At 56.6% G+C, this 21580-nt stretch carries 20 protein-coding genes; 10 read left to right on the forward strand and 10 right to left on the reverse strand.

Annotated elements, in window-relative coordinates; translation table 11 throughout:
- Nucleotides 1–35 precede the first annotated feature (35 nt).
- Nucleotides 36–1343, forward strand: coding sequence for an adenosylmethionine--8-amino-7-oxononanoate transaminase (gene bioA / locus BJP35_RS09180; RefSeq protein WP_086463045.1), 1308 nt, complete (start codon nt 36–38; stop codon nt 1341–1343).
- Between the two features lie 72 nt (nt 1344–1415).
- On the forward strand, nt 1416–1892 hold the full coding sequence (locus BJP35_RS09185; RefSeq protein WP_014169213.1) for a kinase inhibitor: 477 nt from the start codon (nt 1416–1418) through the stop codon (nt 1890–1892).
- Between the two features lie 42 nt (nt 1893–1934).
- On the opposite strand, the gene hutH is transcribed toward BJP35_RS09185, so the two are convergent.
- The 5 genes from hutH to hutI all read right to left on the reverse strand — a co-directional run bounded on the left by hutH (nt 1935) and on the right by hutI (nt 8189).
- The gene (gene hutH, locus BJP35_RS09190; RefSeq protein ID WP_086463046.1) at nt 1935–3455 is read right to left on the reverse strand and encodes a histidine ammonia-lyase; all 1521 of its coding nucleotides are present in this window, start codon (nt 3453–3455) and stop codon (nt 1935–1937) included.
- Nucleotides 3455–5140: a urocanate hydratase gene (gene hutU / locus BJP35_RS09195; protein WP_032677715.1), complete on the reverse strand. Its 1686-nt coding sequence runs from the start codon at nt 5138–5140 to the stop codon at nt 3455–3457. Before hutU ends, hutH begins: the two co-directional genes overlap by 1 nt.
- 136 nt (nt 5141–5276) lie before the next feature.
- Nucleotides 5277–6011: a histidine utilization repressor gene (locus BJP35_RS09200; protein ID WP_047357123.1), complete on the reverse strand. Its 735-nt coding sequence runs from the start codon at nt 6009–6011 to the stop codon at nt 5277–5279.
- 19 nt (nt 6012–6030) lie between these two features.
- Nucleotides 6031–6969: a formimidoylglutamase gene (gene hutG / locus BJP35_RS09205; protein WP_040016963.1), complete on the reverse strand. Its 939-nt coding sequence runs from the start codon at nt 6967–6969 to the stop codon at nt 6031–6033.
- Nucleotides 6966–8189: an imidazolonepropionase gene (hutI, locus tag BJP35_RS09210; protein ID WP_047743877.1), complete on the reverse strand. Its 1224-nt coding sequence runs from the start codon at nt 8187–8189 to the stop codon at nt 6966–6968. Before hutI ends, hutG begins: the two co-directional genes overlap by 4 nt.
- 224 nt (nt 8190–8413) lie before the next feature.
- Here hutI and BJP35_RS09215 point away from each other — a divergent pair, with 224 nt between their 5' ends.
- Nucleotides 8414–9697 (forward strand): putative acyl-CoA thioester hydrolase, encoded by a 1284-nt coding sequence (locus tag BJP35_RS09215; protein ID WP_014169207.1) that lies wholly within the window; start codon nt 8414–8416, stop codon nt 9695–9697.
- Between the two features lie 91 nt (nt 9698–9788).
- Here the strand turns inward: BJP35_RS09215 and pgl are convergent, their stop codons facing one another.
- A complete protein-coding gene (pgl, locus tag BJP35_RS09220; protein ID WP_032677711.1) occupies nt 9789–10784 on the reverse strand; it encodes a 6-phosphogluconolactonase in 996 nt (331 codons plus the stop codon).
- 140 nt (nt 10785–10924) lie between these two features.
- On the opposite strand from pgl, the gene BJP35_RS09225 reads away from it, so the two are divergent.
- Complete coding sequence (locus BJP35_RS09225) at nt 10925–11743, forward strand: pyridoxal phosphatase (RefSeq protein ID WP_025204641.1); 819 nt, start codon at nt 10925–10927, stop codon at nt 11741–11743.
- Here the strand turns inward: BJP35_RS09225 and modC are convergent, their stop codons facing one another.
- From modC to BJP35_RS09245, 4 genes are all read right to left on the reverse strand, one after another.
- Complete coding sequence (gene modC, locus BJP35_RS09230; RefSeq protein WP_020884945.1) at nt 11744–12802, reverse strand: molybdenum ABC transporter ATP-binding protein ModC; 1059 nt, start codon at nt 12800–12802, stop codon at nt 11744–11746.
- 2 nt (nt 12803–12804) lie between these two features.
- A complete protein-coding gene (gene modB, locus BJP35_RS09235; RefSeq protein ID WP_020884946.1) occupies nt 12805–13494 on the reverse strand; it encodes a molybdate ABC transporter permease subunit in 690 nt (229 codons plus the stop codon).
- Nucleotides 13494–14267 carry a molybdate ABC transporter substrate-binding protein gene (gene modA / locus BJP35_RS09240; protein WP_047366363.1) on the reverse strand — a complete coding sequence of 258 codons (774 nt, stop codon included), beginning with the start codon at nt 14265–14267 and terminating at the stop codon, nt 13494–13496. Before modA ends, modB begins: the two co-directional genes overlap by 1 nt.
- 179 nt (nt 14268–14446) lie before the next feature.
- Nucleotides 14447–14596 carry an AcrZ family multidrug efflux pump-associated protein gene (locus BJP35_RS09245; protein ID WP_020884948.1) on the reverse strand — a complete coding sequence of 50 codons (150 nt, stop codon included), beginning with the start codon at nt 14594–14596 and terminating at the stop codon, nt 14447–14449.
- Between the two features lie 127 nt (nt 14597–14723).
- On the opposite strand from BJP35_RS09245, the gene modE reads away from it, so the two are divergent.
- From modE to galM, 6 genes are all read left to right on the forward strand, one after another.
- On the forward strand, nt 14724–15512 hold the full coding sequence (gene modE / locus BJP35_RS09250) for a molybdenum-dependent transcriptional regulator (RefSeq protein ID WP_025204643.1): 789 nt from the start codon (nt 14724–14726) through the stop codon (nt 15510–15512).
- 67 nt (nt 15513–15579) lie between these two features.
- On the forward strand, nt 15580–17052 hold the full coding sequence (gene modF / locus BJP35_RS09255; RefSeq protein WP_047743880.1) for a molybdate ABC transporter ATP-binding protein ModF: 1473 nt from the start codon (nt 15580–15582) through the stop codon (nt 17050–17052).
- A gap of 202 nt (nt 17053–17254) precedes the next feature.
- The gene (gene galE / locus BJP35_RS09260) at nt 17255–18271 is read left to right on the forward strand and encodes a UDP-glucose 4-epimerase GalE (RefSeq protein WP_020884951.1); all 1017 of its coding nucleotides are present in this window, start codon (nt 17255–17257) and stop codon (nt 18269–18271) included.
- Nucleotides 18272–18280: 9 nt separating this feature from the next.
- Nucleotides 18281–19327, forward strand: coding sequence for a galactose-1-phosphate uridylyltransferase (gene galT, locus BJP35_RS09265; RefSeq protein WP_047743883.1), 1047 nt, complete (start codon nt 18281–18283; stop codon nt 19325–19327).
- Nucleotides 19328–19330: 3 nt separating this feature from the next.
- Nucleotides 19331–20479, forward strand: a complete 1149-nt coding sequence (galK, locus tag BJP35_RS09270; protein ID WP_025204645.1) for a galactokinase — start codon at nt 19331–19333, stop codon at nt 20477–20479.
- Complete coding sequence (galM, locus tag BJP35_RS09275; protein WP_032681402.1) at nt 20473–21516, forward strand: galactose-1-epimerase; 1044 nt, start codon at nt 20473–20475, stop codon at nt 21514–21516. The genes galK and galM overlap by 7 nt, the downstream gene beginning before the upstream one ends.
- The last annotated feature ends 64 nt before the right edge of the window (nt 21517–21580 follow it).

A 21580-nucleotide genomic window follows, 5' to 3' on the forward strand; every position in this document is an offset into this window, starting at 1 on the left:
ATCGGTTTATACTCGTAAACCTAAAACTTTTCAAAATGGTTTACAAGTCGATTATGACCCAGGACGATCTCGCCTTCGACAAGCAGCATATCTGGCACCCATACACTTCCACTACCCGCCCCCTCCCCGTTTACCCGGTCGCCTCGGCTCACGGGTGCGAACTGACCCTGAGCAGCGGTGAGTCGCTTGTGGACGGCATGTCATCCTGGTGGGCGGCTATTCACGGGTATAACCACCCGCGTCTGAATGCGGCGATGAAAGCGCAGATTGACCAGATGTCGCACGTGATGTTTGGCGGTATCACCCATCAGCCTGCGGTTGACCTGTGCCGGCGTCTGGTCGCGATGACCCCGGCCCCGCTGGAGTGCGTTTTCCTTGCAGATTCCGGCTCTGTTGCCGTGGAAGTGGCGATGAAAATGGCGCTGCAGTACTGGCACGCCAGAGGTGAGACCCGCCAGCGGTTCCTCACCTTCCGCAACGGCTATCACGGCGACACGTTCGGCGCGATGTCGGTGTGCGATCCGGATAACTCCATGCACAGCCTGTGGAAGGGCTATCTGCCAGAGAACCTCTTTGCCCCGGCACCGCAAAGCCGTTTTGACGGGGAGTGGGATGAAATGGACATGGTCGGTTTTGCGCGGCTGATGGCTGCCCACCGCCATGAGATTGCCGCCGTTATTCTTGAGCCGGTTGTGCAGGGTGCAGGCGGGATGCGGATGTACCACCCGGCGTGGCTGACGCGCATTCGTAAGATGTGCGATCGCGAGGGCATTCTGCTGATTGCCGATGAGATCGCCACCGGATTTGGCCGCACCGGCAAGCTGTTCGCCTGCGAGCATGCGGGGATCGCACCGGATATTCTGTGTCTGGGTAAAGCGCTGACCGGCGGCACCATGACGCTGTCCGCCACGCTGACAACGCGCCACGTTGCCGACACCATCAGCGACGGCGACGCAGGCTGCTTTATGCACGGCCCGACGTTTATGGGCAACCCGCTGGCCTGCGCGGTGGCGAGCGAAAGCCTGGCCATTCTCGAGAGCGGCGAGTGGCAAACGCAGGTCGCGACGATTGAAGCGCAGCTTCGCCAGGAGCTGAGCGCAGCGTCAGCGGCTGAATTCGTGGCGGATGTGCGCGTGCTGGGTGCCATCGGCGTGATTGAGACCACCCATCCGGTTAACATGGCGGCGCTGCAGCGTTTCTTCGTGGAACGGGGGGTGTGGGTGCGTCCTTTCGGCAAGCTTATCTATCTGATGCCGCCTTATGTTATCTCGTCGGCTCAGCTACGTCAGTTAACGGCTGCGGTAGTTGACGCCGTTAACATTCCCGCACATTTTGCGATTTAACCCTGAGCGTTAACGTCGGTACTCTGTTTATGCATTACACTTTTTGCATAATCGGGTACCGAGGTAAATCGTATGAAAATCATCAGTAAAGATCTGCGCGACGGGGAAAAACTGCCTGAACGCCACGTTTTTAACGGCATGGGTTATCAGGGGGATAATATCTCTCCGCATCTGGCGTGGGACGATGTTCCGGCGGGAACCAAAAGCTTTGTTGTCACCTGCTATGACCCGGATGCTCCTACAGGCTCAGGGTGGTGGCACTGGATAGTGGCGAACCTGCCTGCGGATACGCGCGTTCTGCCGCAAGGTTCCGGCTCTGACCTGGTGGCGCTGCCTGAAGGCGCTATCCAGACCCGAACCGATTTTGGCAAAGCGGGTTACGGTGGTGCCGCGCCGCCAAAAGGGGAAACGCACCGCTATATCTTCACGGTTCACGCGCTGGATGTGGACAAGATTGAGGTGGATGAGGGTGCGAGTGGCGCAATGGTCGGCTTTAACGTCCATTTTCATTCGCTGGGCAGCGCATCGATCACGGCGATGTATTCGTAAAAAAACCGGTGGCCTGAACGTGTCCGGGCCACCGGGCAAATCTTAGAGCACCGAAGGCAGTAAGCCCACCAGGCTTCCCTTCTCCAGCAGCGCGATCGCTTTATCAATATCCGGCGCAAAGAAACGGTCATCATCGTAATGCGCGACCTGTTCACGCAGCAGATGACGCGCCTGTTCCAGCAGCGGGCTGGACTTCAGACCTTCACGCAGATCAACGCCCTGAGATGCGGCCAGCCATTCCACCGCCAGCACGCCACGGGTGTTGGCGGCCATCTCCCACAGACGACGTCCAGCGGCCGGGGCCATCGAGACATGATCCTCCTGGTTCGCTGACGTTGGCAGACTGTCCACGCTGTGCGGATGCGACAGGGTCTTGTTCTCGCTCGCCAGCGCCGCGGCCGTCACCTGGGCAATCATAAATCCGGAGTTGACCCCGCCGTTGCGGACCAGGAACGGCGGCAGCTGGGACATATGTTTATCCATCATCAGCGCGATGCGACGTTCGGATAAGGCCCCCACTTCCGCAATCGCCAGCGCGATATTATCCGCCACCATCGCCACAGGCTCGGCGTGGAAATTTCCCCCGGAGACCACTTCGTTTTCCTGAGCGAACACCAGCGGGTTATCAGACACCGCATTCGCCTCCACCAGCAGCACTTCTGCCGCGTGGCGCAGCTGCGTCAGACAGGCTCCCATCACCTGGGGCTGACAGCGAAGCGAATACGGATCCTGTACCTTGTCACAGTTATGGTGAGAGTCTGCAATTTCGCTGGTCTCGGTCAGCAGGTGACGGTACATCGCCGCGGCGTCAATCTGCCCGCGCTGGCCGCGCACCTCGTGGATACGGGCGTCAAACGGACGACGTGAGCCAAGCACCGCCTCGGTGGTCAGCGCACCACACACGACCGCGGAGGCGAAAAGATCTTCGGCTTCAAACAGACCACGTAACGCAAACGCCGTCGAGGCCTGGGTCCCGTTAAGCAGCGCCAGCCCCTCTTTCGCCGCCAGCGTTATCGGGGTCAATCCGGCTTTTTTCAGCGCCTCTTTCGCGGGGAGCCACTCCCCCTTCCAGCGAGCCTGACCTTCACCGAGCAGCAGCAGCGACATATGGGCCAGTGGCGCAAGATCGCCGGATGCACCTACGGAACCTTTTGCCGGGATCCACGGATAGACCTCCGCATTCACCAGCGCCATCAGCGCCTCGATCACGCTGAGGCGAATTCCGGAGAACCCACGTGCCAGACTGTTGATTTTGAGCACCATCATCAGACGGACAATGTCATCATCCAGCGGTTGACCGACACCTGCCGCATGCGAAAGCACCAGTGAGCGCTGTAAATTTTCCAGATCGTGCGTGGCGATACGCGTCTGCGCCAGCAGACCAAATCCGGTGTTGATGCCGTAGGCGGTACGTCCTTCGGCAATAATGGCTTCAACGCAGGCAACGCTGTCGTTAATCGCGGCGTGGGCGCTTTCATCAAGTGAGAGCGTGACCGGTTGACGCCAGACGTTACGCAGCTGTTTGAGCGTCAGTGAGCCGGGAGTGAGGGTTAAGGCGTTCATTAATGCTTTCCTTGTGTGGCAGGGATCATCGGCAGGTTCAGGCCCTGCTCTTTGGCACATTCAATCGCAATCTCGTAACCGGCATCCGCGTGGCGCATTACGCCGGTTGCCGGGTCGTTATGCAGCACGCGAGCGATACGCGCTGCCGCTTCATCCGTACCATCACACACGATGACCATTCCCGAGTGCTGGGAGAAGCCCATTCCTACGCCACCGCCGTGATGCAGCGATACCCAGGTCGCCCCGCTGGCGGTATTCAGTAAGGCATTCAACAGTGGCCAGTCGGACACGGCATCGGAGCCGTCGCGCATGGCTTCGGTTTCACGGTTCGGGCTGGCAACAGAGCCCGAGTCGAGATGGTCACGTCCGATAACAATCGGCGCGGAGACTTCACCGCTGCGCACCATTTCGTTAAAGGCCAGACCCAGTTTTTGTCGCCACTCCAGCCCGACCCAGCAGATCCGCGCCGGCAAGCCCTGGAAGTTAATGCGCTCGCGAGCCATATCCAGCCAGTGGTGCAGATGTTCGTCGTCGGCGACGATCTCCTTCACTTTGGCGTCGGTTTTGTAGATATCTTCCGGGTCGCCGGACAGGGCCACCCAGCGGAACGGACCAATACCGCGACAGAACAGCGGACGAATATAGGCAGGCACAAACCCCGGGAAGTCGAAGGCGTTACTCACGCCCATCTCTTTCGCCATCTGGCGAATATTGTTGCCGTAATCAAATGTCGGAATGCCCATCTGGCTAAAGGCCAGCATGGCGTTCACGTGCTCCGCCATGGAACGTTTAGCGGCGAGCACCGTGCCTTCCGGGTCACTTTCGGCGTTTTGCTGGTACGCTTCCCACGTCCAGCCCGATGGCAGGTAGCCGTGAAGGGGGTCGTGCGCGCTGGTCTGGTCGGTGACGAGATCCGGGCGTACGCCACGGGCCACCAGTTCAGGGAGAATGTCAGCCGCGTTGCCGCAGAGCGCAATCGACATCGCTTTGCCTTCTGACGTGTATTTTTTGATGCGTGCCAGTGCGTCATCCAGGTTTTCAGCCTGTTCATCGACGTAACGGGTACGCAGACGGAAATCTATGCGGCTCTGCTGACATTCGATGTTCAGGGAGCAGGCACCAGCAAGGGTCGCGGCCAGCGGCTGTGCGCCCCCCATTCCCCCAAGACCGGCGGTCAGTACCCAGCGACCTTTCAGCGAACCGTTATAGTGCTGACGACCGGCTTCCACAAAGGTTTCGTAGGTGCCCTGCACAATCCCCTGACTGCCGATGTAGATCCAGCTTCCCGCCGTCATCTGGCCATACATCGCCAGCCCTTTGGCGTCCAGCTCGTTAAAGTGTTCCCAGGTCGCCCAGTGCGGGACAAGGTTAGAGTTGGCGATCAGCACGCGCGGTGCATTCTTGTGGGTTTTGAACACGCCGACCGGTTTGCCGGATTGCACCAGCAGGGTTTCGTCATGTTCCAGATGAGTCAGGGATTCAACAATCGCGTCATAGCACTCCCAGTTGCGCGCGGCGCGGCCTATGCCGCCATACACCACCAGCTCGTGGGGGTTCTCCGCGACCTCAGGATCGAGGTTATTCATCAACATGCGCAGCGGGGCTTCGGTGAGCCAGCTTTTGGCGGTAAGTGTGGTGCCGCGCGCGGCGCGGACATCCTGCTGGCGGTATTTACCTGACGACATTGTGTGCTCCTCATACGGGACAGATGATGTATTCAGATATACTTGTATAGACAAGCACACACAAGGTCGGATTTAACAAAAAAGATACAATTTTGTTATATTGCGTTAGCTATCACGCTTTTAAAACGTATGACCCTTACGACATGAAATGGCCCTGCAACCGGTATCGATTTCCCGGGAACAGCAGTCTGGCATGCGACACAATATGCGACGAAGACCAGGTACGGCGACGAATGAGCAGGCAAGGATCGTGCTCTTTGATCCGCAACAGTTCGCACTCCTGCGGCGTAGCGCGAACCGCTTCCACGATGTGCTCCCCTTCCGTCAGCGGCGCGATGAGCGAAAGATAGGCATGCGGCGTGGTCTGGGTGTAATCCTGATCCAGGTACTCGGGCACCCGACCGGCGTTCACGCAGCGATCTTCAATCTGCACCGGGATGTCGTTTTCATAATGCACCATCACGGAATGAAAGATGCGGCTTCCCTCTTTGACATTCAGCTCCACGGCCTGCTCAGCGCTGGCCTGTGTCTCTTCGAGCACCAGCACTTCACAGTGGTGCTGATGGTTTCGCGAGGCTATCTCATCGGCAATACTTCTGATCTCAAACAGCGCCGATTGCCCTTTCGGCTCCGCGACGAAGGTTCCGACCCCCTGCAGACGCACCAGAAGGCCCTCATCGGTCAGCTCGCGCAGCGCCCGGTTGATGGTCATTCGGCTAAAACCAAACTGTGCGACCAGTTCGGCCTCGGACGGAATGCGATCGTGCGGCCGCCAGACGCCGGTTGCGATTTTTTCGCTGATGGCCTGCTTCACCTTTTCGTAGAAAGGCGCGGGAGGGCTGGACTGCGACAGCGGTGAGCGTGAAAACATCCTGACTCCTTAAACGTTGTTATGCCCACCAGTGAGCAATTTGCCAGGCCAGACGAGCGGCAAGCTTTGCCCCCTGTCCGTCCCGATCGTACTGCGGGTTAAATTCTACCAGATCGGCAGCCTGCAGTTTTCCACTGCGGCAGATGTGTTCAATCACCGGCAGAAGATCCAGCGCGGGTACCCCTAACGCCGCGGGCGCTGAGACGGCTGGCATTTCGCCAGCAGGCAAAACATCGAGGTCAATGGTGAGGTAAACGCGGTCGGCCTGGGCCAGAATCTTGTCCAGAGCCGATAACGCATCTCGCCTGAAATGAAGGTCTTCCACCAGCGTGACGTTTAGTCGTTCAGCTTCATCCCACAGCGCCTGCGTGTTCGCCGCCCGGCTGACGCCCAGGCAGGCATACTGAAAATCGCGCGCCTGTTCCGCACAGTAGTGTGCCAGCTGACGAAACGGCGTGCCGGAGGTCGCGTGGTCCGCCTTGCGCAGGTCAAGGTGTGCATCCAGATTTATCACCACCACGCGCGCGTTCGGGAAAGCATCCAGAACCCCGCGGCCATGCGCCCAGGCGGTCTCGTGTCCCCCGCCAAAAACCAGCGTACGCATGCCGGACTGCTGGCAGGCCTGCACGGCATCGCTTAACGCCCGCTGAGCCGCTTCCAGATTATCGCCCTCGACATACACCGACCCCATATCCACCAGCCGGTCATGTCCATGATGACTTGCCATGTTCGCCAGCGCTTTGCGAAGCACCTCCGGGGCCTGTACGGCGCCGGGCCTGCCCTGATTGCGTTTTACCCCTTCATCACATTCAAACCCTATCAAAGCGATGCCGGATGACTGAGGGGTAAATACCGGCATCTGTCGCAGGGTCTGAAAAATACGTTTTGCATTGCTGGCCTCGGCGCTGTCGTCGCGCCCCTGCCAGACGGTCTCGGCAACCGGCCGCCAGAGTCTCATACGCTCTCCCCACGGAAAATACGTTGATACAACGGATTGCGTCCCGGCTCATAGACCATTTCGACCGGGTGATGTGCATCCCAGACGACAAAGTCAGCCACGAATCCAGCCTGCAGCTGCCCGTGCGTGGCCCCGCGTCCCAGCGCCTGGGCAGCATGTCGCGTCACGCCAGCCCAGGCCTCTTCAGGCGTCAGGCCAAACTGCACGCAGGCCATATTCATCGCGAGATGAATACTCGCGAACGGGCTGGTGCCGGGGTTATAGTCGGTGGCGACAGCCATGGGAACGCCCTCTTTTCTGAGCTGTTCAACCTGCGGACGCTGGCGCTCCTGAAGAAAATAGAACGCCCCCGGCAGTAATACCGCAACCGTGCCGTTGAGCGCCATCGCCTGAATACCGGCGTCGTCGAGATATTCAATATGATCGGCGGAAAGCCCCTTAAAGCGGCTGACCAGCGCCGCGCCGCCAAGATTTGAAAGCTGTTCCACGTGTCCTTTGACCGGAATCCCCAGGGCAGTGGCAGCGCGGAAAAGCCGCTCGGTTTGCGCTGGCGTGAAGCCGACGTTTTCGCAAAACACATCCACGGCTTCGAATAAGCCTTTTTGCCACAGCGTGGGCATCATCTGCTCGCACACCGTGGTGAGATACGCGTCCGCGTCGTGGCGGTATTCCGCCGGAACCGCATGCGCAGCCAGAAGCGTTGGGCTGATCTCTACCGGATTGTTCTGGCCCAGCTGGCGGGCAACCTGCAGCATCTTCTCTTCCGCTTCGGCGTTGAGACCATATCCCGACTTGATTTCAACCGTGGTCACCCCTTCATCGATCAGCCGCTGCAGACGCTGCTGCGCCAGCCTGAGCAGGGTCTCGGGCGAACTGCTCCGCGTCGCCGTCACGGTCGCGTTAATCCCGCCGCCCTGCGCGCTGATGGTTTGATAAGAGACGCCGTTCAGACGCTGCTCCCACTCTGCCGCACGATCGCCACCGAACACCAGGTGGGTATGGCAGTCAATCAGCCCGGGGGTGACCAGACGACCGTGCAGATCGACACAGTGACGGTGGCCGGAAGGGATGTCAGATTCGGGAATGACGGCCAGAATCGTCTGGCCGCGCACCACCAGGGCGTGCTGCGCTTTCAGGCCATAAGGCGTGCTGTCGTCCGGGATCATTGTCGCCAGTCGCGCATTGCGCCATATTACATCGTCGGGATGAAGCTGCTGCATGGGCATTCCACTTGTCATGGGTTGTATAGACATTTATTTTCATCTGCCCCCTGCTGTCAACCGCTCTGGCGGAAAATGTTATTTATTTGTGATGACTTTCCCGCCTCCCGCGGGTAAAAAATGCATCTTTTACCCTTTTTATCTTCCCGTTTCGCTCAACTTAGTATAAAAAAGCAGGCTATTTCGTCTATCCCGTTAAGACTTGCATACCCAGGAGCTTTACCTTGAACATTTCCAGGATTTCCCGTCTGGCGTTAGCGCTCGCCTTTGGCGTGACATTATCCGCATGCAGTTCTACCCCACCGGACCAGCAGCCTTCTGAGCAGGTTGCACCGGGTACCGCCTCTCGCCCGATTTTGTCCGCTGATGAAGCGAAGAACTTTGACCGTGCACACTACTTCTCGGCGATGGACCCTAACGCTGCGCCGTGGACACCGTCTTCTATTAACCTGCCGAAACAACCTGACTTCGTTGTCGGTCCGGCAGGCACGCAGGGCGTGACGCACACGACGATTCAGGCTGCGGTTGACGCGGCTATCACCAAACACAGCGCCTCTCGCCAGTACATCGCGATCCTGCCTGGGGAATATGAAGGCACCGTTTACGTTCCGGCAGCACCGGGCAGCATCACCCTTTACGGGACAGGCGAGAAAGCGGTCGACGTGAAAATTGGTCTGGCGATTGATTCTGAAATCGACAGCAACACCTGGCGTCGCCTGGTCAACCCGGCGGGTAAATACATGCCAGGCAAACCGGCGTGGTACATGTTTGACAACTGCCAGAGCAAGCGTGCAGCTACCATCGGCGTGATGTGTTCTGCGGTCGTCTGGTCTCAGAATAATGGCCTGCAACTGCAGAACCTGACCATTCAGAATACCCTGGGTGATAGCGTTGATGCCGGTAACCACCAGGCCGTTGCACTGCGTAGCGATGGCGATAAAGTGCAGATCAACAACGTGAATATTCTCGGCCGTCAGAACACCTTCTTCGTGACGAACAGCGGTGTTCAGAACACGCTGCAGAATAACCGTCTGACCCGTACGCTGGTCACTAACAGCTACGTTGAAGGTGACGTGGATCTGGTCTCCGGTCGCGGCGCGGTGGTGTTTGAGAACACCGATTTCCGCGTGGTGAATTCACGCACTCAGCAGGAAGGTTATGTGTTTGCCCCGGCCACGCAATCTAACCTGTTCTACGGCTTCCTGGCCGTTAACAGCCGCTTTAACGCGTCCGGTGACGGCGTCGCGCAGCTGGGCCGCTCGCTGGATGTGGACTCTGCCACCAACGGTCAGGTTGTTATTCGTGACAGCGTGATCAACGAAGGTTTCAACATGGCTAAGCCATGGGCCGATGCCGCTATCTCCAAACGTCCTTTCTCCGGCAATACCGGTAGCGTGGATGATAAAGGTAACGTGCAGCGCAACCTGAATGATGCTAACTTCAACCGCATGTGGGAATACAACAACCGCGGTCTGGGTAGCAAAGTGGTTGCTGAGCCTAAGCAATAAAAGAATGCGTTAATGTCTTTTGCTGTACTCGCCCGGTGCCCACCGGGCATAAAAAAACCTCGCATTTGCGAGGTTTTTTGTTTTAAGCCTTTTAGTGTGCGTTTACCACCACCCACATTGGCCCCTGGCCGACGGCGTAACGCCCTTTCTCTTCCAGCAGCCCCTGCGCACCTTTGATTTCGTATAGCGCGATGTGGTGGGATTTTTGCCCCGCCGCAATCAGGTATTTACCGCTGTGATCGATATTAAACCCGCGTGGCTGGGTTTCGGTAGGCTGGAAACCTTCAATCGCCAGCACGCTACCGTCTTCAGAAACGCTGAATACCGTAATCAGGCTGGAGGTACGGTCGCAGGCATACAGATGACGCCCATCCGGTGTGATGTGAATATCAGCCGCCCAGCGGGTGTCAGAGAAGTCAGACGGCATCATATCCAGCGTCTGCACACACTCAATCTTGCCGTTAGGATCTTTCAGTTCCCATACGTCCACAGAACTGTTCAGCTCGTTCACCACATAGGCGTACTGCTGGTTCGGGTGGAACACCAGATGGCGCGGGCCCGCGCCCTCAACGGTGGTCACTTCTGCAGGATTCTGCGCCACCAGGTGACCGTCATCGCTCAGGGTAAACAGGCAGATACGATCCTGTTTCAGCGCAGGGACCCACAGCGTACGGTTATCCGGAGAAATATTCGCCGAGTGGCATCCTTCCAGCCCGTCAACCACATCCACGGTTTCAACCGGTAGGCCCGCTTCCAGACGCGTTACGCTGACACAGCCCGCATTGTAAGAGCCGCTGAAGATGAAGTTGCCTTTGCGATCGGTGGAGATATGCGTTGGGCTGCCCGGTAAAGGTGCTTCCGCAGTGTAAGTCAGCGCGCCGTCGTCCGGCGAGATGCGGTAGGCCAGCACGCGAAACTCCGGGCGCACACCCACGTACAAGAAACGTTTATCCGGGCTGATAACCATCGGCTGCACCTGACCTGGCACATCAACAACCTGAACCAGCGTGAGGGTACCCTCGGTATTTAAACGCCAGACGTGGATCTGCTGGCTTTCAGGACTGGCGGTATAAACGGTTTGTTTCATGAATATTCACTCCTCACTGCGCATGAAAGTAGTTAACTTTTGACGGTGAATGCTGAATTGTCATCGGGAATTTTGAAGCCTTTGCCTCTCGGTGTACCATCCCTTCAGAACGTAAATTCAATATTAACCCGGAAAAACAAATGACCTCGCGTGTAATAGCTCTGGATTTAGACGGTACCTTACTTACTCCGCAGAAAACCCTTCTCCCCTCTTCCCTTGAAGCACTCAAACGCGCGCAGGAAGTGGGATATCAACTCCTTATCGTAACGGGTCGACATCACGTTGCCATTCATCCTTTTTATCAGGCACTGGCGTTAGATACACCTGCAATTTGTTGTAATGGCACTTATTTGTATGATTATCAGGCAAAAAAGGTTTTAGAATCCGATCCGCTGCCCGTGCCTCAGGCGCTGCAATTGATTGATCTGCTTGATGAGCATGCCATTCACGGCCTGATGTATGTAGATAACGCAATGGTGTATGAACGTCCGACAGGCCACGTGATCCGCACCAGCAACTGGGCACTGTCTCTGCCTGAAGCGCAGCGTCCGGTCTTTACCCAGGTTTCCTCCCTGCGCCAGGCGGCTCAGGATGTCGATGCTATCTGGAAATTTGCACTGACGGATGAAGATACCACCAAACTGAATGCCTTCGCGACGCACGTTGAACAAACGCTGGGTCTGGAGTGCGAGTGGTCCTGGCACGACCAGGTCGATATCGCCCGCAAAGGCAACAGCAAAGGCAAACGTCTGACACAGTTCGTGGAGTCTCAGGGCGGGTCAATGCAGGATGTGATTGCCTTTGGCGATAACTACAACGACATCAGCATGCTGGAGGCCGCCGGTACAGGCGTGGCAATGGGCAACGCCGACGATGCGGTAAAAGCGCGTGCTAATGTCGTGATTGGTGATAACACCACCGACAGCATCGCGCAGTATATTTATACCCACCTGCTGTAATCAGGTGGTGATGGAGACGCTCTTGATTTGCGCGTAAAGCCACAGGCCAGGCTTGATCCCTAACTCATCTCTGGCCCACGGACTGATGCGCGCCCAGAGCGTCTTGCTGCCCACCTCGAGCTTCACCTCAACCTGACCGTTATCATCAAAACACTCCGCCACTTTCGCACGCAGGATATTGCGAATACTGGTCTGCAGCGGCGCTTGCAGCACCAGAGAGACATCTGAAGCCTGAATGCGTATACGCAACGCAGACTGCAGCGGTTTGTCGATTTTGTTGACCCACAGATGCTGGTCGCCCAGCGCCAGTGCGGTCATCGCATAATGCGGATGGTGTTCCAGCACGCTCACCTTAAGGATGCTGCTCTGCTGCTCCTTCGGTAACCACGGGTGCATCACGCTGCTGCCCCACACCTCTTCCAGATTACCGAATGCCTTAACGCTGCCCTCTTCCAGCACCAGCACTTTATCGGCCAGATGCAGGATCTCATCCAGCGAGTGGCTGACGTAGAGCATCGGGATATTGATTTCGCGCGCCAGGCGCTGAAGATAGGGCAGCAGTTCACGTTTTCGCGGAATATCCAGCGAGGCCAGCGGTTCGTCGAGCAACAGCAGTTCTGGCGCGGTGAGCAACGCGCGGCCTATCGCCACGCGCTGTTTTTCACCACCAGAAAGCGATGAAGGGAGCCGGTCCAGCAGTGACTCAATGCCCAGCAGCGCCACCAGCTTATCAAATTGCGCGGCCATGCTTTTGGCCATGCCGTAGCGAAGATTACCGCGCACGCTGTAATGCGGAAATAATCGCGCATCCTGAAAAACATAACCAATTCGCCGCTTATCCGGTGCCAGGTAAATTTTGTTCTCAACGTCGTTTAAGACGCGATCGTTGAGCACAATCCGTCCGGACTGCGGCCGCGTCAGTCCGCTGATGGCATTGATCAATGAGGTTTTCCCTGCACCTGATACGCCAAAGATGGCGGTAATGCCGCTCGCAGGCAGCGTCTCGTTAAGGGTCAGGGTATGATTTCCCAGCGTTTGGGTGAACTGAAGTTCAAGCATGACTATTTCCCCATCCGCTCGCGACTGAGTCGCGCTAGCCATTCCGAAACCAGCAGCGAGACCAGCGCCAGCACAATTGAGATGATGCACAGCCGCGCCGCGGCACCTTCTCCACCCGGCGTCTGAATCAGGGTGTACATTGCTGAAGGGATCGTTCGTGTCTCACCGGGGATATTCGACACAAAGGTAATCGTGGCACCAAACTCACCCAGCGAGCGGGCGAAAGCCAGTACCGTGCCGACAATAATGCCCGGCAGCGTAAGCGGGAGCGTGATGGTGAAAAAAACGCGCCAGCGCCCGGCACCCAGCGTGCGGGCAGCCTGTTCCAGTTTGATATCAACCCCTTCCAGCGCCAGGCGAATGGCCCTCACCATCAGCGGGAATGACATCACCGCCGCCGCCAGTACCGCCCCTCGCCAGCTAAACGCAAACGTCAGCCCAAACCAGTCATATAACCATTCGCCAATAAAACCGCGCCGCCCCATCGACACCAGCAGCAGGTAGCCAACCACCACCGGTGGCAACACGAGGGGAAGATGAAGAACGCTATCCAGCAGGGCTTTGCCGGGAAACTTACAGCGAACCAGTAACCAGGCAAAGAAGATCCCAAAGGGCAAACTCAGCGTAACCGCCAGGGAAGAGACTTTCAGGCTCAGCAGGACAGCCTGCCATTCAGGATCGGTCAATATCATTAGTGAGTCGTAAATCCGTAACGTTTAAAGATTGCGGACGCTTCGGGTCCCTTCAGGTATTCGCTGAAGGCCGTCACGGTCGCATTTTTATGTCCATCAACAATCGCAACAGGATATTCCACTTTCTTGTGGGAGTCTTCCGGGAACGTACCAACCACTTTCACCCCTTTACTGGCGACGGCGTCCGACCCGTAGACTATCCCCAACGGCGCTTCATTACGTTCAACCAGCGCCAGAGCACCGCGCACATCTTCAGCCGGAGCCAGTGTGGGCGATAACGTCTCCCAGGCACCCAGTTTTTGCAATGCTTCTTTGGCGTAGATCCCCGCCGGTACATGCTCCGGATCGCCAACGGCCAGGCGTCCTCCGTTCAGCAACCGGGTCCAGGGGGTCTCTTTGTTGATACTGATTTCGCCTTGCTGGCTGGCTTTCGGCGCCACCACGACGAGGCTATTCCCCAGCAATGTTTCGCGGGTTGTCGCATCAATCGATTTCTTTTCAGCCGCGTAATCCATCCACTTCTGGTCTGCAGAGATGAACAGATCGGCCGGCGCTCCCGCCTCAATCTGACGTGCCAGCGTCGATGAAGAAGCAAAAGAGGAGACCACCTCGACGTTCTTCTCTTTTTTATACGCTGTCGCAATATCCTGCATCGCGTTGGTCAACGACGCCGCCGCAAAGACGGTAATTTTACCCTCGTTAGCCAGCGCGTGTCCGCTCAGCGAAAGTGTCAGCGTTGCCCCTGCGAAAAGGCGTACCCATGTACGTGCCATTTGTAGCTCCTGTGAGTATCGTTATATACACACTAATATAACGGTAACTCCGGGGAGATCCCAGCGTTAAATCGTACCGCTCAAGGGGTACAGCAAGCTGATGCTTTAAATAATATCGGCGAGAAAGGGAAATACTTGAGAGCAAAACGCCCGGGCAAGCCGGGCGTTTCGGGGGGAAATTAATGCTGCTTTTTAGCCTGGTCTCTGTGACCAATGTTCGAAAATACGTTGAACACTTCACCCAGGCCGTAGATGGCACCGAGGATAACGGCCATCACTACTGGTACCATGATCACGGCGAATACCAGACTTTTCAACAATTCCAACATGGTTTTCTCCAGATATTGTGAATGGCTTATTCTACCCTGAAAAGTGAGAAAAACATCCCCTTTTGTGCGGTGCCCTTTGCGACCTTCGCCATTTGGGTCACAATGCACTTTTTGCCAGGACAGTGTTATGCAGGCCGAAATTCTCCTCACTCTACGACTACAGCAGAAGCTTTTCGCCGATCCGCGACGTATCGCCCTGCTTAAACAAATAGAACAAACCGGTTCAATAAGCCAGGGGGCTAAGAACGCTGGCATTAGCTATAAAAGCGCCTGGGATGCCATCAACGACATGAACACCCTGAGCGAGCAAACGCTGGTTGACCGGGCCACGGGCGGCAAAGGCGGTGGAGGTGCGATCCTGACACGTTACGGCCAGCGCCTGGTTCAGCTGTATGATCTGCTGGCGCAGATCCAGCAAAAAGCATTTGATGTGTTAAGTGACGACGATAATCTCCCGCTGGACAGCCTGCTGGCTGCCATTTCCCGCTTTTCGCTGCAAACCAGCGCCCGTAACCAGTGGTTTGGTACGGTGATGGCGGGCGATAACGCCCAGGTGCAGCGTCATATTGAGATCCTGCTTGCCGATGGAACAACCCGTCTGAAAGCCGCGATTACCGCACAAAGCGCAGACCGACTGGCGCTGAATGAAGGTAAAGAGGTGCTGGTGTTACTGAAAGCGCCGTGGGTGAATATCACTGCCGATGCCGAAAAAGCAAAAGCCGCTGATAACCAGCTACGCGGTGCCATCCGCCACGTTGAACGCGGTGAAGAGCAGTGTGAAGTACTGATGACCCTGCCGGACGGGCAAGAACTCTGCGCAACCCTTCCCCTCAGCGATGCCGCAGAATTAGAAGAAGGTGCTGTGGTGACCGCATATTTCAACGCCGACCGGGTGATTATCGCCACATTGTGCTGAGCACATTGACAAGCGTGTCGACAGTGAGTATCCCTGACATCTGTTGCTGCAAAAAATGGGATAAGTCATGTCATCATTGCATATTTCGCAAGGCACGTTTCGTCTTAGCGACACCCGAACGCTGACGATTTCTGATTTAACAATACGCGCCGGTGAAAGCTGGGCGTTTGTCGGTACAAACGGAAGCGGGAAATCAGCGCTGGCCCGTACGCTGAGCGGAGAGCTCGCGCATCTTAAAGGTGAATACCAGTGTAACTTTACGCGCCTGACGCGCCTGTCATTTGAACAGCTGCAAAAGCTGGTGAGCGATGAATGGCAGCGCAATAACACCGATTTACTCAGCCCGGGCGAAGAGGATACGGGCCGCACAACGGCAGACATTATTCAGGATGAGGTCAACAATCCTGCCCGTTGTGCGTATCTGGCAGAACAGTTTGGCATCACCTCCCTGCTGAACCGGCGCTTTAAATACCTCTCGACCGGTGAAACCCGAAAAACGCTGCTGTGTCAGGCGCTGATGAGCGAGCCGGAACTGTTGATTCTGGATGAACCGTTCGACGGTCTCGACGTGCAGTCCCGCGCACAGCTGGCCACCCTGCTCGGCTCGCTTAACCAGCAGGGCTATACGCTGGTACTGGTGCTTAACCGTTTTGATGAAATTCCTGAGTTTATTCAGAATGCTGGCGTGCTCGCTGACTGCAACCTGACTGAAACCGGCGAAAAATCGGCGTTACTTAAGCAGGCGTTAATTGCCCAACTGGCGCACAGTGAAAACCTGGACGGCATTACGCTGCCGGAACCGGACGCACCTTCTGCCCGCCACGCGTTAGATCCCCACCAGCCGCGCATCGTGCTGCGTGATGGCGTGGTAGCGTATGACGATCGGCCGATCCTTAATCATCTCAGCTGGACGGTCAAGCCGGGTGAACACTGGCAAATTGTTGGCCCCAACGGCGCGGGAAAATCAACGCTGCTGAGCCTGATCACCGGCGATCACCCTCAGGGCTACAGTAACGATCTCACCCTGTTTAGCCGCCGCCGCGGAAGCGGTGAAACGATCTGGGATATCAAAAAGCATATCGGCTATGTCAGCAGCAGCCTGCATCTGGATTACCGGGTCAGCACCACGGTGCGCAATGTGATCCTGTCCGGGTATTTTGATTCCATCGGCATTTATCAGGCGGTCTCGGACAAACAGCATAAGCTGGCCCAGCAGTGGCTGGATATTCTGGGGATGGATAATCGGGTCGCTAACGCGCCGTTTCATAGCCTTTCATGGGGACAGCAGCGTCTGGCGCTGATCGTTCGCGCGCTGGTGAAACACCCGACCCTTCTGATCCTCGACGAACCGCTACAGGGCCTGGACCCATTAAACCGCCAGCTGATCCGCCGTTTTGTGGATGTCCTGATTAGCGAAGGTGAAACGCAGCTGCTGTTCGTTTCCCATCATGCCGAAGATGCCCCGTCCTGCATTACGCACCGCCTCGAGTTTGTGCCCGACGGTGAACGCTATCAGTACCTGCTGAGCAAAATCGATTAACTCCGGAGGGCTCTGCCCCTCCGTTTTTTCGGATAACCTGCACAAAGACTTCACTATCCCTTTGATCTACAATGTCGCATTGCCGCCAAAAAACGGATTTTAAAAGCAGTGTAAACGATTCCACTATTTTATCCCATGTCACACTTTTCGCGTCTCTGTTATGCTATGGTTATTACATACCATAAGCCCAATGGAGCGAAATATGCGAGTTCTGGTAACAGGTGGTAGCGGTTACATTGGTAGTCATACCTGCGTGCAGCTGCTGCAAAATGGTCATGATGTCATCATCCTCGACAACCTGTGCAATAGTAAGCGCAGCGTGCTGCCTGTGATTGAACGTCTTGGCGGTAAACAACCGACCTTCGTGGAAGGCGACATCCGCAATGAAGCGTTGATGACCGAGATCCTTCACGACCATGCCATTGAGACGGTGATCCATTTCGCCGGCCTGAAAGCGGTGGGTGAATCCGTCGCGAAACCGCTGGAGTATTACGACAACAACGTCAACGGTACCCTGCGTTTGATCTCCGCCATGCGCGCAGCGAACGTCAAAAACTTTATCTTCAGCTCTTCCGCAACCGTCTACGGCGATCAGCCAAAAATCCCTTACGTTGAAAGCTTCCCGACCGGTACGCCGCAAAGCCCGTATGGCAAAAGCAAACTGATGGTGGAGCAGATCCTCACCGATCTGCAAAAAGCACAGCCTGAATGGAGCATCGCCTTGCTGCGCTACTTCAACCCGGTTGGCGCCCATCCGTCAGGCGATATGGGTGAAGATCCACAGGGCATCCCGAATAACCTGATGCCGTACATCGCCCAGGTGGCCGTTGGCCGCCGTGAGTCTCTGGCTATTTTCGGTAATGATTATCCAACCGAAGACGGTACCGGTGTGCGTGATTATATCCACGTCATGGATCTGGCCGACGGCCACGTGGCGGCAATGCAGCAGCTGGCCGATAAGCCAGGCGTGCATATTTACAATCTCGGCGCCGGGATCGGCAGCAGCGTGCTGGACGTCGTGAATGCCTTCAGTAAGGCATGCGGTAAGCCTGTGAATTATCACTTCGCACCGCGCCGTGAAGGCGACCTCCCGGCTTACTGGGCCGATGCCTCCAAAGCCGATAAAGAGCTTAACTGGCGTGTCACCCGCACGCTTGATGAAATGGCACAGGATACCTGGCACTGGCAGTCTCGCCATCCACAAGGTTATCCGGACTAAGGATCCGTCATGACTTCGTTCAATCCCGTCGATCATCCGCATCGTCGTTTTAACCCGCTAAGCGGGCAATGGATTTTGGTTTCTCCGCATCGTGCCAAGCGCCCCTGGCAGGGGGCGCAAGAGACGCCTGCAAAACAGACGCTTCCCCAGCACGACCCGGACTGCTTCCTGTGTCCGGGCAACACGCGTGTGACGGGCGATAAAAACCCGGACTACAAAGGCACCTTCGTTTTCACCAACGATTTTGCCGCCCTGATGACCGACACGCCCGACGCGCCGGATAGCCAGGACTCGCTGATGCGCTGTGAAAGCGCGCGCGGCACCAGCCGTGTTATCTGTTTCTCGCCCGACCACAGCAAAACGCTGCCGGAACTGAGTGTTGACGCGCTGAAAGAGGTCGTCAGCACCTGGCAGACGCAAACTGCTGAACTGGGCCAGACCTACCCGTGGGTACAAGTGTTCGAAAACAAGGGCGCGGCAATGGGCTGCTCTAACCCGCACCCGCACGGTCAGATCTGGGCCAACAGTTTCCTGCCAAACGAAGCCGAGCGTGAAGACCGTCTGCAAAAAGCCTATTTCGCGGAAAACGGATCGCCGATGCTGGTGGATTACACCCGTCGTGAACTGGCCGATGGCAGCCGAACGGTGGTGGAAACCGAGCATTGGCTGGCCGTCGTACCTTACTGGGCAGCATGGCCATTTGAGACGCTGCTTCTGCCAAAAGCACAGGTTCTGCGCATCACCGATCTGAGCGACGCACAGCGCGATGACCTCGCCCTGGCACTGAAGAAACTGACCAGCCGTTATGACAACCTGTTCCAGTGCTCCTTCCCCTACTCAATGGGCTGGCATGGCGCTCCGTTTAACGGTGAAGAGAATCAACACTGGCAGTTGCATGCCCATTTCTATCCGCCGCTGCTGCGCTCTGCGACGGTACGTAAATTCATGGTGGGCTATGAAATGCTGGCAGAAACCCAGCGTGACCTGACGGCAGAACAGGCTGCAGAACGCCTGCGTGCTGTGAGTGACGTCCATTATCGCGAATCAGGAGTCTAAAAAATGAGTCTGAAAGATAAAACACAATCCCTGTTTGCTGAGAAATTTGGCTACCCTGCCACCCATGTCATTCAGGCGCCTGGCCGCGTGAACCTGATTGGTGAACATACCGACTATAACGATGGTTTCGTTCTGCCGTGCGCCATTGATTACCAGACGGTCATTAGCTGCGCTAAGCGCGATGATCGCAAAGTCCGCGTTATTGCAGCGGATTACAACAATGAGACGGATGAGTTTTCCCTCGATGCACCCATCGTTACCCACGACAGCCAGCAATGGTCTAACTACGTGCGCGGCGTGGTAAAACACCTGCAGAAACGTAATAAAAACGTGGGCGGCGCTGATCTGGTCATCAGCGGAAACGTGCCTCAGGGCGCCGGGTTAAGCTCGTCCGCGTCGCTGGAAGTCGCCGTGGGTACCGTCTTCCAGCAGCTTTATCATCTGCCGCTGGACGGGGCACAAATCGCCCTGAATGGTCAGGAAGCGGAAAACCAGTTTGTGGGCTGTAACTGCGGCATCATGGACCAGCTGATCTCTGCGCTGGGTAAAAAAGAGCATGCCTTGCTTATCGACTGCCGCTCTCTGGGCACCAAAGCCGTTCCCTTGCCAAAAGGCGCAGCTGTGGTAATTATTAACAGCAACTTTAAACGCACGCTGGTGGGCAGTGAGTACAACACCCGCCGCGAGCAGTGTGAGACCGGCGCACGCTTCTTCCAGCAACCTGCGCTGCGTGACGTTTCGCTCAACGAGTTCAATAAAGTGGCGCACGAACTGGATCCGGTAGTGGCGAAACGCGTTCGTCATGTGCTGACGGAAAATGCCCGTACCGTTGAAGCGGCGTCCGCGCTGGCGAAAGGTGACCTGAAACGTATGGGTGAACTGATGGCAGAATCTCACGCCTCCATGCGCGATGATTTTGAAATCACCGTTCCGCAAATCGATACCCTGGTGGACATCGTCAAAGCCACGATTGGCGATAAAGGCGGCGTGCGTATGACCGGCGGCGGCTTCGGTGGCTGCATTGTTGCCCTGATGCCGGAAGAGCTCGTCCCTGCCGTCCAGCAGGCAGTGGAAAAACAGTACGAAGCGAAAACAGGTATTAAAGAAACTTTCTACGTGTGTAAAGCATCACAAGGAGCAGGACAGTGCTAAACGAAACGCCAACCCTTGCCCCGGATGGCCTGCCGTATCGCCTGTTAACCCTGCGCAACAGCGCAGGAATGGTGGTTACGTTAATGGACTGGGGTGCCACTTTGCTATCCGCTCGCGTACCAATGCCTGATGGCAGCGTACGTGAAACCCTGCTTGGCTGCGCGTCGCCTGAGCAGTATGTCAATCAGTCCGCCTATCTTGGCGCGTCTGTCGGCCGTTATGCTAACCGCATCGCGAAAAGCGCTTTCGAACTTGATGGCGAGCGTTACTCGTTGCTTTCCAGTCAGGGCGAAAATCAGTTACACGGTGGACCTGAAGGGTTCGATAAGCGCCGCTGGAAAATCGTTCAGCAAAACGACCGCGAAGTGCTGTTCTCACTTGACTCGCGTGACGGTGACCAGGGATTCCCCGGTAACCTCACCGCGTTCGCGCATTTCACGCTGGCTGACGATAACCGTATCGCCATTGAATATCGCGCGAAAGTTGATAAGCCGTGCCCGGTCAATCTGACCAACCACGCTTATTTCAACCTGGACGGCAACCAGTGCGACGTGCGTAATCACACGCTCCAGATCCTGGCCGATGCCTATCTGCCGGTGGATGAAATGGGGATCCCGTTTCAGGGACTCAAGGCCGTCAGCGGTACCAGCTTTGATTTCCGCAGCGGAAAAACCATCGCGCAGGATTTCCTGAGCGATGACGATCAGCGCAAGGTAAAAGGCTATGACCACGCGTTCCTGCTGCAGGCGAAAGGCGATGTGACTCAGCCTGCCGCACAGGTCTGGTCTGCGGATGAAAAACTGCAGATGACGGTCTACACCACGGCCCCTGCCCTGCAATTCTATTCAGGCAACTACCTTGGCGGTACCACGGCACGCGAACATGAAGAGTACAGCGACTGGCAAGGTCTGGCGCTGGAAAGCGAGTTCCTGCCGGACAGTCCGAACCATCCAGAATGGCCACAGCCGGACTGTGTGCTGCGCCCGGGTGAAGAGTACGTTAGCGTGACAGAATATCATTTCATCCCGCATTCATAATTCCCAGCCCTCCTTGCGGAGGGCTTTTTCTCTCCGTCTTGCTGAAAATAGCGCCGATCGCAGA

The organism is Enterobacter sp. J49, assembly GCF_002148625.1.
GTDB classification, from domain to species: Bacteria; Pseudomonadota; Gammaproteobacteria; order Enterobacterales; family Enterobacteriaceae; genus Enterobacter; species Enterobacter ludwigii.

Bases quoted from the DNA above. Each gene is read 5' to 3' on its own strand.
- bioA (WP_086463045.1), top strand. From the start codon at position 36: ATGGTTTACAAGTCGATTATGACCCAGGACGATCTCGCCTTCGACAAG.
- BJP35_RS09185 (WP_014169213.1), top strand. From the start codon at position 1,416: ATGAAAATCATCAGTAAAGATCTGCGCGACGGGGAAAAACTGCCTGAA.
- hutH (WP_086463046.1), bottom strand. From the start codon at position 3,455: ATGAACGCCTTAACCCTCACTCCCGGCTCACTGACGCTCAAACAGCTG.
- hutU (WP_032677715.1), bottom strand. From the start codon at position 5,140: ATGTCGTCAGGTAAATACCGCCAGCAGGATGTCCGCGCCGCGCGCGGC.
- BJP35_RS09200 (WP_047357123.1), bottom strand. From the start codon at position 6,011: ATGTTTTCACGCTCACCGCTGTCGCAGTCCAGCCCTCCCGCGCCTTTC.
- hutG (WP_040016963.1), bottom strand. From the start codon at position 6,969: ATGAGACTCTGGCGGCCGGTTGCCGAGACCGTCTGGCAGGGGCGCGAC.
- hutI (WP_047743877.1), bottom strand. From the start codon at position 8,189: ATGCAGCAGCTTCATCCCGACGATGTAATATGGCGCAATGCGCGACTG.
- pgl (WP_032677711.1), bottom strand. From the start codon at position 10,784: ATGAAACAAACCGTTTATACCGCCAGTCCTGAAAGCCAGCAGATCCAC.
- BJP35_RS09225 (WP_025204641.1), top strand. From the start codon at position 10,925: ATGACCTCGCGTGTAATAGCTCTGGATTTAGACGGTACCTTACTTACT.
- modC (WP_020884945.1), bottom strand. From the start codon at position 12,802: ATGCTTGAACTTCAGTTCACCCAAACGCTGGGAAATCATACCCTGACC.
- modB (WP_020884946.1), bottom strand. From the start codon at position 13,494: ATGATATTGACCGATCCTGAATGGCAGGCTGTCCTGCTGAGCCTGAAA.
- modA (WP_047366363.1), bottom strand. From the start codon at position 14,267: ATGGCACGTACATGGGTACGCCTTTTCGCAGGGGCAACGCTGACACTT.
- BJP35_RS09245 (WP_020884948.1), bottom strand. From the start codon at position 14,596: ATGTTGGAATTGTTGAAAAGTCTGGTATTCGCCGTGATCATGGTACCA.
- modE (WP_025204643.1), top strand. From the start codon at position 14,724: ATGCAGGCCGAAATTCTCCTCACTCTACGACTACAGCAGAAGCTTTTC.
- modF (WP_047743880.1), top strand. From the start codon at position 15,580: ATGTCATCATTGCATATTTCGCAAGGCACGTTTCGTCTTAGCGACACC.
- galE (WP_020884951.1), top strand. From the start codon at position 17,255: ATGCGAGTTCTGGTAACAGGTGGTAGCGGTTACATTGGTAGTCATACC.
- galT (WP_047743883.1), top strand. From the start codon at position 18,281: ATGACTTCGTTCAATCCCGTCGATCATCCGCATCGTCGTTTTAACCCG.
- galK (WP_025204645.1), top strand. From the start codon at position 19,331: ATGAGTCTGAAAGATAAAACACAATCCCTGTTTGCTGAGAAATTTGGC.